The sequence below is a fragment of the Kitasatospora sp. NPDC057692 genome (genome assembly GCF_042799475.1).
Classification (GTDB): domain Bacteria; phylum Actinomycetota; class Actinomycetes; order Streptomycetales; family Streptomycetaceae; genus Kitasatospora.
Genome location: NZ_JBHVIV010000003.1, coordinates 81,912 through 94,939 on the forward strand (window position 1 = coordinate 81,912; position 13,028 = coordinate 94,939).

The 13,028-nt window shown below is 75.0% G+C and carries 10 protein-coding genes; 9 read left to right on the forward strand and 1 reads right to left on the reverse strand.

What is annotated here, in order from left to right; translation table 11 throughout:
* Positions 1-190 precede the first annotated feature (190 nt).
* Positions 191-1,369 (forward strand): winged helix DNA-binding domain-containing protein, encoded by a 1,179-nt coding sequence (locus ACFVFS_RS02605; protein ID WP_380619259.1) that lies wholly within the window; start codon positions 191-193, stop codon positions 1,367-1,369.
* 23 nt (positions 1,370-1,392) lie between these two features.
* Here the strand turns inward: ACFVFS_RS02605 and ACFVFS_RS02610 are convergent, their stop codons facing one another.
* A complete protein-coding gene (locus tag ACFVFS_RS02610; RefSeq protein WP_380619261.1) occupies positions 1,393-3,819 on the reverse strand; it encodes a transglycosylase domain-containing protein in 2,427 nt (808 codons plus the stop codon).
* 326 nt (positions 3,820-4,145) lie between these two features.
* Here ACFVFS_RS02610 and ACFVFS_RS02615 point away from each other — a divergent pair, with 326 nt between their 5' ends.
* The 8 genes from ACFVFS_RS02615 (at position 4,146) to ACFVFS_RS02650 (ending at position 12,961) form a co-directional block, all read left to right on the forward strand.
* Positions 4,146-4,946: an ABC transporter permease gene (locus ACFVFS_RS02615; protein WP_380619438.1), complete on the forward strand. Its 801-nt coding sequence runs from the start codon at positions 4,146-4,148 to the stop codon at positions 4,944-4,946.
* Entirely contained in the window at positions 4,939-5,802 is an 864-nt protein-coding gene (locus ACFVFS_RS02620) for an ABC transporter permease (RefSeq protein ID WP_380619263.1), read from the forward strand. The genes ACFVFS_RS02615 and ACFVFS_RS02620 overlap by 8 nt, the downstream gene beginning before the upstream one ends.
* Positions 5,803-5,833: 31 nt before the next feature.
* Positions 5,834-6,793, forward strand: coding sequence for an ATP-binding cassette domain-containing protein (locus ACFVFS_RS02625; protein ID WP_380619265.1), 960 nt, complete (start codon positions 5,834-5,836; stop codon positions 6,791-6,793).
* Positions 6,794-6,972: 179 nt separating this feature from the next.
* The gene (locus tag ACFVFS_RS02630; protein ID WP_380619267.1) at positions 6,973-8,328 is read left to right on the forward strand and encodes a glycosyltransferase family 2 protein; all 1,356 of its coding nucleotides are present in this window, start codon (positions 6,973-6,975) and stop codon (positions 8,326-8,328) included.
* A complete protein-coding gene (locus ACFVFS_RS02635; protein ID WP_380619269.1) occupies positions 8,325-9,671 on the forward strand; it encodes a nucleotide sugar dehydrogenase in 1,347 nt (448 codons plus the stop codon). Before ACFVFS_RS02630 ends, ACFVFS_RS02635 begins: the two co-directional genes overlap by 4 nt.
* An 81-nt stretch (positions 9,672-9,752) precedes the next feature.
* The gene (locus ACFVFS_RS02640; RefSeq protein ID WP_380619271.1) at positions 9,753-11,090 is read left to right on the forward strand and encodes a DUF445 domain-containing protein; all 1,338 of its coding nucleotides are present in this window, start codon (positions 9,753-9,755) and stop codon (positions 11,088-11,090) included.
* Positions 11,091-11,180: 90 nt separating this feature from the next.
* Complete coding sequence (locus tag ACFVFS_RS02645; RefSeq protein ID WP_380619440.1) at positions 11,181-12,248, forward strand: adenosine deaminase; 1,068 nt, start codon at positions 11,181-11,183, stop codon at positions 12,246-12,248.
* A 146-nt stretch (positions 12,249-12,394) separates the two neighbouring features.
* Entirely contained in the window at positions 12,395-12,961 is a 567-nt protein-coding gene (locus ACFVFS_RS02650) for a hypothetical protein (protein ID WP_380619273.1), read from the forward strand.
* The last annotated feature ends 67 nt before the right edge of the window (positions 12,962-13,028 follow it).

Consider the following 13,028-nt stretch of genomic DNA (forward strand, 5'->3'; position numbering starts at 1 on the left):
GCCCCCTGCCCGGGGGGGCGGGGTGGGGCGGGGGCCCCCCCGGGGGCGCCCGGGCCCACAACCTGTCGCGCCACGGCCCCCGCGGGGGGGCCGCGGGGCGGGGGGCGGGGCGCCCCACCGGCGTCCGCGTGCGCCCGCTCTTTTCCCCGGTCGCCCTCCGTCCGACGGGCCGGGCTTCTAGGATCCGTTCATGGTGGTCAACGGGGCGGTTCCGATCGATGACGGGCAGCGGCGGGCACGGCTGGGGAGGCGGTTGCTGCTGGCGCCGTCCGTGCGGGCGGCGCGGGCGGAGGAGGTGGCCGACGCGGTCGTCGGACTGCACGCCAGCGACGCCGCGACGGTGTACCTGTCGGCGTGCGCGCGGCTGGGCGAGCCGTCCGCGGCCGAGGTGGAGCGGGCGCTGTACGAGGACGTCTCGCTGGTGAAGCTGCTGTCGATGCGGCGGACGATCTTCGCGGTGACCGAGGAGTTCGCGCCGTACGTGAGCGCGGCGGCGGCGCGGCAGATCGCGGCCAAGGAGCGGGCGACGCTGCTGAAGCACCTCGCGGAGTTCGCCGAGGGGTGGAGCGGGGCGCGGCTGGCGCAGACCGAGCGGGAGGTGCTGGCGGCGCTGGCGGTGCGCGGCGAGGCGACCACGGCCGAGCTGGGCGCGGACGTGCCGGCGCTGCAAGAGACGATGCTGATGTCGGCGGGCAAGCGGTACGAGGCGAAGCAGAGCGTGGGGAGCCGGCTGCTGCGGCTGCTGGCCTCGGACGGGCACGTGCGGCGCTGCCGGCCGCGCGGGTCGTGGCTGAGCAGCAGCTACCCGTGGGCGCCGCTGGCGCCGTGGCCGGAGGTGCCGGCGGGGGAGGCCAAGGCGGAGGTGGTGCGGCGCTGGCTGGCGCGGTACGGGCCGGGCACCGTCGAGGACGTGAAGTGGTGGACCGGCTGGACGCTGGGGGACGTCCGCAGGGCGCTGGCCGAGGTGGGCGCGGTGGAGGCGGTGCTGGACGGCGGCGCGACCGGTCTGGTGCTGCCGGGGGACGAGGGGCCGGTGGCGGAGCCGGAGCCGTGGGCGGCGCTGCTGCCGGCGCTGGATCCGGCGGTGATGGGCTGGCGGGGGCGGGACTGGTACCTGCGGCCCGAGGACGTGCCGGCCCTGTTCGACCGGGCGGGGAACGCGGGTCCGACGGTGTGGTGGTGCGGCCGGGTGATCGGCGGCTGGGCGCAGCGGGCCGACGGCGAGGTGGTGTGGCGGCTGTTCGAGGACGCCGGGGCCGAGGCGCGGGCGGCGGTCGCGGAGGAGGCGCGGCGGCTGGCGCGCTGGCTGGGGGCGGTCCGGGTGACGCCGCGGTTCCGCACGCCGCTGGAGCGCGAGCTGGTGGCCTGAGTCCCGCTCCGGCCAGGCCCTGGTCAGGCCGGGGGCGGGGTGCCGGGCTGGGCGGTGGCCGGGGGCTTGGTGGCGGGCGGCAGGACGGGGGTGCGGGTCGGGTCCGGGGTCCGGCCGGGGGCGGTGGTCGGCGGGCCGGCGGTGGGCCGGTCGGCGGTGGGCCGGGTGCTGGGGGCGGGCTGCGGCGGGGCGGGTTCCTGCGGGGTGGGCGCCACGGGGGTGGCCGGCTCGGGGGCGGCGGTGGTGCGGCCGGGCTCCGGGGCCGGGACGGTGGGCTGCCGGGGGACGGGGGGTGCGGCGGGCACAGCCGGTGCCGCCGGGGCCTGGCCGGCGGTGCCGTCCGGGGCGGGGGAGGGTGCGGTGGGGGTGGCGCTCGCGGAGGCCGGGGCGGTGGGGGTCGGGGTGCCGGCCGGGCCGCCGCCGACGGGCCGGCCGTTGCCCTCGGCGGGTTCGAGGTCGAAGGACTGGACGGCGGTGCCCTCCAGGACGTCGCTCATGTAGGCGGTCCAGATCCGGGTGGGGAAGGCGCCGCCGTTGATCCGGGCGTAGCCGGCGGTGCCGGCCAGCGGTTCCTTGGCGTGGGTCTTCGGGTTCTCCCGGAAGAGGCCGACGGTGGTGGCGAGCTCGGGGGTGTAGCCGGCGAACCAGGCGGAGAGGTTGGCGTCGGTGGTGCCGGTCTTGCCGGCGGCGGGCCGGCCGAGGTCGAGGGCGGCGGCGCCGGTGCCGCGGGGGCCGACGACCTCGCGCAGGACGTCGGTGACGGCGTCGGCGGTGCCCCGGTCGAGGGCGGCGGCGGCCTCGTGCCCGGGCAGGTCCGGGGCGTCGACGGGGCCGGTGCCGGGGGTGATGCGTTCCAGCGCGGCCACCGACCAGGGGCGGTGGGCCCCGCCGTGGTTGGCGAGGGCGGCGTAGACGGCGGCCAGGTCGAGGGCGCTGGGGGTGGCGGTGCCGAGGGTCATCGAGGTGTTGGCCGGGTCCATGCCGGAGACGTCGGCGGGGATGCCGAGCCGGACGGCGGTCTCCCGGACGTGGTCGAGCCCGGCGTCCACACCGAGCTGCGCGTACACCGAGTTGACGGACTTGACCATGGCCTGGCGCAGGGTGACGGTGCCGTAGTCGATGTCGTCCTCGTTGGGCGGCGCGTACGGGGTGGGGCCGTCGGTGACGGGGCGCTCGCTGGTGCCGTCGTAGCGGGTCTCGGTGGTGATCGGGCGGCCGTCGCCGCTGCTGTGGTTGGAGGTCAGGCCGGCGGCGAGGTCGATGGGCTTGAAGGTGGAGCCGATCTGGTTGTCCTGGCGCAGCGCGTCGTTGTAGGGCTGCCTGGCGTAGTCGGGGCCGCCGTAGACGGCGACGACGCGGCCGGTGGCGGGTTCGACGGAGGCGCCGGCGACCCGGACGTCGGTGTCGGTGTCCGGCCGGGCGGCGGGGTCGAGTTCCTCGGTGAGCTCGTCGTGGACGGCGTGCGCGAAGGCGTCCTGCTTCTGCTGGTCGAAGGTGGTGGTGATGCGCCAGCCGCCGGCCTTGAGGGTGGCGCTGTCGAGGATGCCGCTGCCGACCAGGTAGTCGTCGGCGACGCCGACCAGGTAGCCGGCCTGGCCTGCCAGGCCGCTGGCGGGCTGCGGGTCGATCGGGTCGGGGAAGGCGAGGGCGGCGCGTTCGGTGGCGCTGAGGAAGCCGAGCTGGACCATGCCGTCGAGGGTGTAGTGCCACCGGGCGACGGCCCGTTCGCGGTTGGCGGGGGTGGCGGTCTTCACGTCGTAGAGGCTGGGGGCCTGGAGCAGGGCGGCGAGGTAGGCGCTCTGCGGCAGGGTCAGTTCGGAGACGTCGACGCCGTAGTAGGCGCGGGCGGCGCTCTGCACGCCGTAGGCGCCGCGGCCGAAGTAGCTGGTGTTGAGGTAGCCGGCGAGGATCTCGTCCTTGTCGCGCTGCTGGTCGACCTTGAGGGCGATGAGGAGTTCGCGGCCCTTGCGCTCGATGGTCCGGCTCTGGGTGAGGTAGTAGTTCTTGACGTACTGCTGGGTGATGGTGGAGCCGCCCTGCATGCCCTGGCCGGTCAGGCTGTTCCAGCCGGCCCGGACCATGCCCTTCAGGTCGATGCCGCGGTTCTGGTAGAAGGTGCGGTCCTCGGCGGAGACGACGGCCTGCCGGGTGCTGATCGGGACCTTGTCGATGGTGACGTCGGTGCGGTTGACGGCGCCGGTGCGGGCGATCTCGGTGACGCCGTCGGCGTAGAGGTAGATGTTGCTCTGGGCGACCGCCTGGGCGTTGGGGTCGGGCAGCGGCACGACGACGTAGAGCACGGCGAAGGCGCCGACGGCGAGCAGCAGCGCGGTGAGGGCGGCGCCGAGGAGGACCCGCCAGGTGGGCAGCAGCCGTCGCCAGAGCGGCAGGGCGCGGCGCGCCTCGCGGCGGGCGGCCCGTCTGGCCTGGCGGCTGGTGCGCAGGGTCATGCGGAGATTATGTGCTATTTGACCCTGGATCAGGGGCGGCGCGGCTCCGGTCGGGTGATGGGGAAAACCGGGTGCGGGCGGGGTTGCGCCGCAGTACGGTGAAAGGTGCACACCACATAGCGCAGCCACTTCGGGCCCGGCCCGTCGAGCTCCGCCCGCCCGGCCCGGGACCCCCGGGGAGGGGACGGTCGGGGCCGGTCCGGCATGCGCGCTCGCGGACAGGGTCTCCCTGTGCCGCCATTTGTCGATAAGGAGACAATATGCAGAAGCTTGGGCCGTCGCGGGCCGAGCTCCGTCCCCCCGATCCCGGCGGCGCCCGTGCCGCCCTGCGCCTGTACGCCGCCGTCGTCGGCGGCGCGTTCCGCCGCTTCTCCACCTACCGGGCCGCCACCCTGGCCGGAGCCTTCACCAACACCGTCTTCGGCTTCATCCTCGCCTCCACCTTCCTCGCCCTCTGGCGGGCCCGCCCCGGCCTCGGCGGCTACGACGAGAGCGCCGCCGTCACCTACATCTGGATCAGCCAGGCCCTGCTGATGACGGTGGCCGTGATGGGCGGCGGCTTCCAGGACGACGTCCAGGAGCGGTTCCGCAGCGGCGACATCGCCATCGACCTCTACCGCCCGGTGGACTTCCAGGGCTGGTGGCTGGCCACCGACCTCGGCCGGGCCGCCTTCGACCTGTTCGCCCGGGGCGTGCCGCCCGTGCTGGTCGGCGCCCTGGCCTTCCGCACCAGGATGCCCGAACACCCTCTGACCTGGGTGTTCTTCCTGCTGTCGGTGCTGCTCGCGGTGGTGGTCAGCTTCGGTGTGCGGTTCCTCGTCTCGCTCACCGGCTTCTGGCTGCACGACACGGAGGGGGTGCGGACCCTGGTGGTGATGCTGTCGATCTTCCTCTCCGGGATGCTGCTGCCGCTCGCGCTCTTCCCCGGCTGGCTCGGCGAACTCGCCCCGCTGCTGCCCTGGGCGGCGCTGGTGAAGGTGCCGACCGACGTCTTCCTGGAGCGCGTCACCGGCACCGGGCTGCTCGGCGCGCTGGCCTTCCAGCTGGCCTGGGCGCTGGTGCTGCTCGCGGCGGGGCGGCTGGTCCAGCTGCTCGCCACCCGCAAGGTGGTGGTCCAGGGTGGCTGAGCTGCTCGCTTCCCGCGAACCGCTGGCTCCCCGGGAGCCGCTGGCCGCCCGGACGGCGTGGGCGCTGCGCTCCTGGTGGCTCACCGCCGCCATGTGGACCAGGGCGCTGATGTCCTACCGGGCGTCGTTCGCCCTGATGACCTTCGCCAACGTGGTCATCACCTTCCTCGACTTCGTCGTGATCATCTTGATGTTCCAGCACACCGACAGCCTCGGCGACTGGGACCTGCCCGAACTCGGCTTCCTCTACGGCACCTCCGCCTTCGCCCTCGGCACGGCCAACCTGTTCGTCGGCTCCATCGACGCCCTCGGCGAGCGGATCCGCAGCGGCACCCTGGACACCATGCTGGTGCGTCCGGCGCCCGCGCTCGCCCAGGTCTGCGCCGAGCGGTTCTCGCTGCGCCGGATCGGACGGCCCGCGCAGGCGGCGGCCGTGCTGGGCTGGTCGCTGTTCGTGCTGGACGTCCACTGGACCTGGGACCGGGTGCTGCTGGTGCCCGTGCTGCTGCTCTGCGGCAGCCTCATCTTCGCGGCGGTCTTCATCGCCTTCGCCAGCCTGCAGTTCTGGTGGGGCGAGTCCGGGCAACTGCACCACTCCTTCACCTACGGCGGCGCGACCGTGCTGCAGTACCCGCCGACCGTGTTCGCCAAGGAACTGGTCGCGGGTGTCGTCTTCGGCGTGCCGCTGGCCTTCGTCAACTGGCTGCCCGCGCTGAGGATCCTCGACAAGCCCGACCCGCTGGGCCTGCCCGCCGCCTTCCAGTTCGCCTCGCCGCTGGCCGCCGTCCTCGCGCTGTCCGCCGCCGGACTGGTCTGGCGCGCCGGACTGCGCGCCTACCGCGGCGCCGGCAGCTGACTCTCCTTTCCCACCGTTCTGAGGAAGACCCATGGCACTGATCGAACTCGACGACGTCCGCCGCACCTTCACCGTCCGCACCAAGGCCGGCCGGCTGAAGCGGGAGAAGCGCGAGGTGCGCGCCGTCGACGGACTGACCTTCACCGTCCGGGCCGGCGAGTGCGTCGGCTACATCGGCCCCAACGGCGCCGGCAAGTCCACCACCGTCAAGATGCTCACCGGCATCCTCGTCCCCACCTCCGGACGGCTGCGCGTGGCCGGCGTCGACCCGGCCCGCGAACGGGTGGCGCTGGCCCGCCGGATCGGCGTCGTCTTCGGACAGCGCACCACCCTCTGGTGGGACCTCCCGCTGCGCGACTCCTACGAACTCGCCCGCCGGCTCTACCGGATCCCCGACCACCGATATCGCGCCAACCTGGAACGCTGCGTCGAGCTGCTCGACCTCGGCGCGCTGCTCGACACGCCCGTGCGCCAGCTCTCGCTCGGCCAGCGGATGCGCGGCGACCTCGCCGCCGCCCTGCTGCACGACCCCGCTGTGCTCTACCTGGACGAGCCGACCATCGGCCTGGACGTGGTCAGCAAGGGCAAGGTGCGCGAGTTCCTGCGCGAGGTCAACCGCGACCAGGGCACCACGGTGCTGCTCACCACGCACGACCTCACCGACATCGAGCAGCTGTGCGACCGGGTCATGGTGATCGACCACGGCCGGGTCGTCTACGACGGCGGTCTCGACGGCCTGCACGCGGTCGGCGACAGCGAGCGGACCCTGGTCGTCGACCTGGCCGAGGAGCGCCCGCCGATCGAGGTGCCCGGCGCCCGGGTGGTCCGGGTCGAGGGCCCGCGCCAGTGGCTGGCCTTCCCCGCCGAGCAGAGCGCCGCGCCGGTGGTGGCGGCCGTCGCCGCCCGCTACCCCCTGGTCGACCTCTCGGTGCGCGAGCCCGCCATCGAGGACGTGATCGCCCGGATGTACGCGGAGGTCGCCATCGGCTGAGCGTTCGACCGGGACGCGGGTGTCCGGAGCCGCTCGCTCGTGCGGGTGGCGGACGTGACCCCGCGCCGTGCCGCCTAGTTGACCGTTGCATCGCCCGGCGCACGCCGCCCGCCCCGTTCCGCGGGCGGCGCGCGCCGGGCACCGTCCCGGCCGACCCGCGCACCGGAGGGCAGCGCCCGATGACCGTACCCGACGTGACCGTGGTGATCGCGGTCTACAACACCATGCCGTACCTGACCGCCTGTCTGGACTCCCTGGTCCGGCAGAGCATCGGGCACGCGCGCATGGAGGTGGTCGCGGTCGACGACGGCTCCACGGACGGCGGCGGCGCACTGCTGGACACCTGCGCGGCCCGTCACCCCGGGCTGTTCCGGGTGGTCCACCAGGCCAACTCCGGCGGCCCGGCCGCCCCGACCAACCGCGGCCTGGCGCTGGCCCGCGGCCGGTACGTGCTCTTCCTCGGCGCCGACGACTGGCTCGGCGACGAGGCGCTGGAGCGGATGGTGGCCTCCGCCGACGCCTGGGACTCCGACGTGCTGATCCCCAAGCAGGTCGGGGTGAACGGGCGGCTGGTCCCGCAGGGCATCTTCGACACCACCGCCGCCTCGGTCGGTTTCGAGGACTCCGCGCTGGCCTGGGCCCTCGCCGACACCAAGCTGTTCCGGCTGGACCTGATCCGGCGGCACAACCTGGCCCGCAAGGAGGAGCTGAAGGTCTACTCCGACCAGCCCTTCACCCTCGCGGCCTGTCTGCGGGCCCGCCGGATCTCCGTGCTCGCCGACTACGACCACTACTTCCTGGTGCTGCGCGAGGACCGCGGCAACGTCACCCAGCGGGCCGGGGCGCTGGACCGGATCCGGGGCGTCGCGGCGGTGCAGTGGGTGGCCGCCGAGCTGGCCGCGCCCGGCGGGCAGCTGGACGCGATCAGGGCGCGGCACTTCGGCTGGGAGGTGCCGCAGCTGCTCCAGGCCGACTTCCTGGCGCTCGACGCGCGGCTGCGGGAGGAGGTCTGCGCCGGGGTCGGCGAGCTCGTCCGGCGGTTCGCGGCGCACGAGGTGTACCACCGGCTCGCCGCGGCGGACCGGGTCCGGCTGGAGCTGGCCGCGGGCGGGAGGCACGAGGCGCTCTGCGAGCTGATCGCCCACGAGGCGGAGTACGGGGCGCCGCCGGTGGTGACCGAGGACGGGGCGGACGGGGTGCGGCGGCGGTACGCGGCGTACCCGGCGTTCCGGGACGGGGCGCTGGGGCTGGCGGACGAGCTGTTCCTGCTGGGGGAGGAGACGGTGGCGCCCCGGGCGGCCGCGCCGGTTCCGGGCGCGGCGCCGCCCACGCTGGTGCAGCAGCTGTGGCGGGGTGCGGTGCCCGTCCAGGTGCGCCGCCGGCTGCGCCGCTATCCGGCCTGGCGGCGGCTGGCGGGCGCGGTGGGCCGCTCCGGGCCCGGTTCCGGCACCGGCTCCGGTTCGGGCACCGGCTCCGGCTCCGGCACCGGCACCGGCTCAGGCTCAGACTCCGCCGCGAACGGGGGCCGCCGGTGACCGCGCCCGCCGTCCGGCCGCCCGCCGCCCGCCCGCTCGACATCTGCGTAGTGGGCCTCGGCAAGCTCGGCCTGCCGCTCGCCGTCCAGTTCGCCGCCATGGGCCACCGGGTGACCGGCGCCGACGTCGCCGCCCCGGTGGTCGGGACCGTCAACCGGGGCCGTCCGCCGTTCCCCCGGGAGGCGGGCCTGGACGAGGCGCTCAAGCGGGTGGTCGCCGACGGACGGCTGCGCGCCACCACCGACACCGCGGCGGCCGTCGCCGGGGCCGAGGCCGTCGTCCTGGTCGTCCCGCTGGTCACCGCCGCCGACGGCACGCCCGACTTCACCCTGCTCGACGCCGCCACCGACGCCGTCGCCGCCGGGCTGCGCCGGGGCGTGCTGGTCAGCTACGAGACCACCCTGCCGGTCGGCGTCACCCGGGGCCGCTGGGCGCCGCGGCTGGCGGCCGGCTCCGGGCTCGCCCCCGGGCGGGACTTCGCGCTGGTCTTCAGCCCCGAGCGGGTCCGCACCGGCCGGGTCTTCGCCGATCTGCGCCGCTACCCCAAGCTGGTCGGCGGGATCGACCGGGCCTCCACCCGGCGCGGCGCCGAGTTCTACCGGGCCGTGCTGGAGTTCGACCCGCGCCCGGAACTGGCCGCGTCGGGCCGGCCCAACGGCGTCTGGGAGCTGGAGTCCGCCGAGGCCGCCGAGTTCGCCAAGCTCGCCGAGACCACCTACCGGGACGTCAACATCGCGCTGGCCAACCAGTTCGCCCGCTACGCGGACCGGATCGGGGTGGACTTCGCGGCCGTCGCGGACGCCTGCAACTCGCAGCCGTTCAGCCACCTGCACCGGCCGGGCATCGCGGTCGGCGGCCACTGCATCCCGGTCTACCCGCGGCTCTACCTGTGGAACGACCCCACGGCGACGGTGGTCCGCGCGGCGCGGGCGGCCAACCTGGAGATGCCGGCGTACGCGGTCGGGGTGCTGGACGGCGCCCTGGACGGCGGACTCGCCGGGCAGGGCGTGCTGGTGCTCGGGGCCTCGTACCGGGGCGGGGTCAAGGAGACCGCCTACTCGGGGGTGTTCCCGCTGGTCGAGGCGCTGCGTACGGCCGGGGCCCGGCCGTACGTGGCCGACCCGCTCTACCCGGCCGGGGAACTGACGGCGCTGGGCCTGCCCGCGTACGACGGCGAGCCGGTGGCGGCGGCGGTGCTCCAGGCGGACCACCCGGAGTACCGCGAGCTGGCGCCCGCCGACCTGCCGGGCGTCCGGGTGCTGCTGGACGGGCGGCGGTGCACCGACCCGGCCCGCTGGGTGGGTGTGGACGGGGTGCGCCGGATCGTGCTCGGGGGCGTGTGACGCCGCGTCCGCGCGGTTTCCCCGCCCCCGGGAACGGGTCGTGCGGGCGGGTACGACAGCCGACCGGCGCGCGACAATCGGATGCGCCGTCCGTTCGCGCCGGCCAGCGGGCAGACTGGCGGGGTGAGCGACGAAGCCTTCAGCGGGACCGGCCCCGGGATGCGGTTCACCGCGGCCGACGAGGAGAAGAGACGCGGCGTCCGCCGGATGAAGACCATCGCGACCGGCCTGCTGGCCCTCGCGACCCTGGTCTTCGCCCTGGCCACCTGGGCGAAGGCGGCCGGCGCCGGTGCCTGGGCGGGCTATCTGGCGGCCGCCGCCGAGGCCGGCATGGTCGGCGCGCTGGCCGACTGGTTCGCCGTGACCGCGCTGTTCCGCCGCCCCTTCGGCCTGCCCATCCCGCACACCGCGATCATCCCGACCAAGAAGGACGCCTTCGGCCGCTCGCTGGGCGACTTCGTCGGCGAGAACTTCCTCTCCGGCCAGGTGGTGCGCGGCCGGCTGGCCGCGCTCGGCATCGCCCGGCGGCTCGGCGAGTGGCTGGCCGCGCCCGGCAGCGCCGAGCGGGTCACCAAGGAGGCCTCGGCGGCGCTGCGCGGGGTGCTCGCGGTGCTGCGCGACGACGACGTGCAGGCGGTGGTCGCCGAGGCGGTCACCCGCCGGGCCGCGGCCACCTCGGTCGCCGAGCCGGCCGGCCGGATGCTCGGCAAGGTGGTCGCGGACGGCGGGCACCACGGGGTGGTCGACCTGATCACCGTCCGGGCGCACGACTGGCTCACCGAGAACCACGCCGAGGTGGTCCAGCGGGTCACCCAGAAGACCCCCGGCTGGACCCCGAAGTTCATCGACCACCAGGTCGGCGAGCGGGTCTACAAGGAGCTGATGCGGTTCGTCACCGACATACGGGACGACCGGGAGCACCCGGCGCGCGGCGCGATCGACAAGTTCCTCGCCGACTTCGCCACCGAGTTGCAGACCGACCCGGAGACCATCGCCCGGGTCGAGCGGGCCAAGGGGGAACTGCTCGCCCGGCCCGAGGTGCAGGACCTCATCGCCTCCACCTGGGCCGCCGTCCGCTCGCTGGTGCTGAACGCCGCCGAGGACGAGGAGAGCGAGCTGCGCCGGCGCATCCGCGAGGGCGTGCACGGTTTCGGTACGCGCCTGGCCACCGACGCCAGGCTCCAGGCCAAGGTGGACGGCTGGCTCCAGGACGCCGCCCAGTACCTGGTCGACACCTACCGGGCCGAGATCACCTCGCTGATCTCCGAGACGGTGGCGGGCTGGGACGCCGAGGACGCCTCGCGCAAGATCGAGGCCAACGTCGGCCGGGACCTCCAGTTCATCCGGATCAACGGCACCGTGGTCGGTGCGCTGGCCGGTCTGCTGATCCACACCGCGGCCGTCGCCCTCGGCGGCTGAGCCCGGTCTGCTTATCCTTGCGAACACCGCTCGAAACGCGCGTAGAACCCAGAGAAGGGCACCCCCGTGGTCCAGCCGGACGGAAGTCGGATCGGAACCCCCAGCGCCAGCACCCCCGCGGCCCCCGCGGACCGCTCCATCGAGGCGTTCATCGCCGCGATGCCCAAGGCGGAACTGCACGTCCACCACGTCGGGTCGGCCTCGCCGCGCGTGGTGGCCGAGCTGGCCGCCCGCCACCAGGGCAGGGCGAGGGTGCCCGCCGACCCGCAGGCCCTCGCCGAGTACTTCACCTTCACCGACTTCGCGCACTTCATCGAGGTCTACCTGAGCGTCGTGGACCTGATCCGCGACGCCGAGGACGTCCGCGCCCTGACCTACGGCGTCGCCGAGGACATGGCCCGGCAGAACATCCGCTACGCCGAGCTGACCGTCACCCCCTACTCCTCGGTCAGCCGGGGTATCCCCGACGTCGCCTTCATGGAGGCCATCGAGGACGCCCGGCTGCGGGCCGAGAAGGACCTCGGGGTGGTGCTCCGCTGGTGCTTCGACATCCCCGGCGAGGCCGGTCTGGCGGCCGCCGAGGAGACCGCCCGGCTCGCCGTCGACCTCGCCCCCGAGGGCCTGGTGAGCTTCGGCCTCGGCGGCCCGGAGATCGGCGTCCCGCGCCCGCAGTTCAAGCCCTACTTCGACCGGGCCCGGGCGGCCGGCCTGCGCAGCGTCCCGCACGCGGGCGAGACCACCGGGCCGGAGACGGTCTGGGACGCGCTGCGCGTGCTCGGCGCCGAGCGCATCGGCCACGGCACCCAGGCGGTCAAGGACCCGGCGCTGCTCGACCACCTGGGCGAGCACCGGATCCCGCTGGAGGTCTGCCCGACCTCCAACATCGCCACCCGCGCGGTCGAGCGGATCGAGGACCACCCGATCAGGCGGATGGTCGACGCCGGGCTGCTGGTGACCGTCAACAGCGACGACCCGCCGATGTTCGGCACCGACCTCAACACCGAGTACGCGGTGGCGGCCCGGCTGCTCGGCCTGGACGAGGCCGGGGTGGCCGCGCTGGCGAAGAACGCGGTCGAGGCCTCCTTCCTCGACGCGCCGGGCAAGGCCCGGCTGGCGGGCGAGATCGACGCCCACCTGGCGCGGTGGCGCCAGGCCTGAGCTGCGGTTCCCCGCTCTCCAGGGCCCCGTCGGCGGATGCCGGCGGGGCCCTCGGCGTCCATGGCGCCGCTCACTCGTTCGAGTGGCGCCATGGAGTGGTGCCAAAAAGGCTCGACATGGCGCCAAAGGTGTGCCATGCTCTGGCCATGGATCTCACGCCGTACGTCGACAACCTCCGGCACGAGCTCGCGGTGGCCGCGGGCGCGGGCGGGGACGAGGCCCGCGCCCTGGCCGAACGCCTGACCCTGCCCCTGGAATCGGCCGCCCGGCTCACGCTGCTGAACGCGCTCTCCGATGCCATGGGGGAGGTGACGCGGGAGCTGGCGCCGGGCTCGGTGGACGTCCGGCTGCGCGGGCTGGAGCCGGAGTTCGTGGTCCAGGTGCCGCCGGGTGCGGACGCCTTCCACGATGTGGAGCCGGTTGGCTCCACGATGGTGTCACCGGTGCCATCCGTGGCGCCATCCCCCGCTCCCTCCGCCGCGCCGTCCGGCCCCGGGGAGCCGCTCGACGACGGCAACACCGCCCGGATCAACTTCCGGCTGCCCGCCCACCTCAAGGCCCGGGTCGAGGAGGCCGCCGGGCTGGAGGGCCTCTCGGTCAACGCCTGGCTGGTCCGGGCCGTCGGCGCCGCGCTGGACCCGGGCGCGCCCGCCCGGCCCGAGCCGCGGCCCCGGCGCGGCCTCGGCCAGGGCTTCACGGGCTGGGTCCGCTAGCCGGGCCGCCCACCGCGCCATCCATCCGCCTACTCACACCTTCTTCCACCTGCGGAAACGCCGGGCA

Excerpts from the sequence above, each read along its gene's own strand:
- ACFVFS_RS02605 (WP_380619259.1), top strand. The coding sequence starts at position 191 with ATGGTGGTCAACGGGGCGGTTCCGATCGATGACGGGCAGCGGCGGGCA.
- ACFVFS_RS02610 (WP_380619261.1), bottom strand. The coding sequence starts at position 3,819 with ATGACCCTGCGCACCAGCCGCCAGGCCAGACGGGCCGCCCGCCGCGAG.
- ACFVFS_RS02625 (WP_380619265.1), top strand. The coding sequence starts at position 5,834 with ATGGCACTGATCGAACTCGACGACGTCCGCCGCACCTTCACCGTCCGC.
- ACFVFS_RS02630 (WP_380619267.1), top strand. The coding sequence starts at position 6,973 with ATGACCGTACCCGACGTGACCGTGGTGATCGCGGTCTACAACACCATG.
- ACFVFS_RS02640 (WP_380619271.1), top strand. The coding sequence starts at position 9,753 with ATGCGCCGTCCGTTCGCGCCGGCCAGCGGGCAGACTGGCGGGGTGAGC.
- ACFVFS_RS02650 (WP_380619273.1), top strand. The coding sequence starts at position 12,395 with ATGGATCTCACGCCGTACGTCGACAACCTCCGGCACGAGCTCGCGGTG.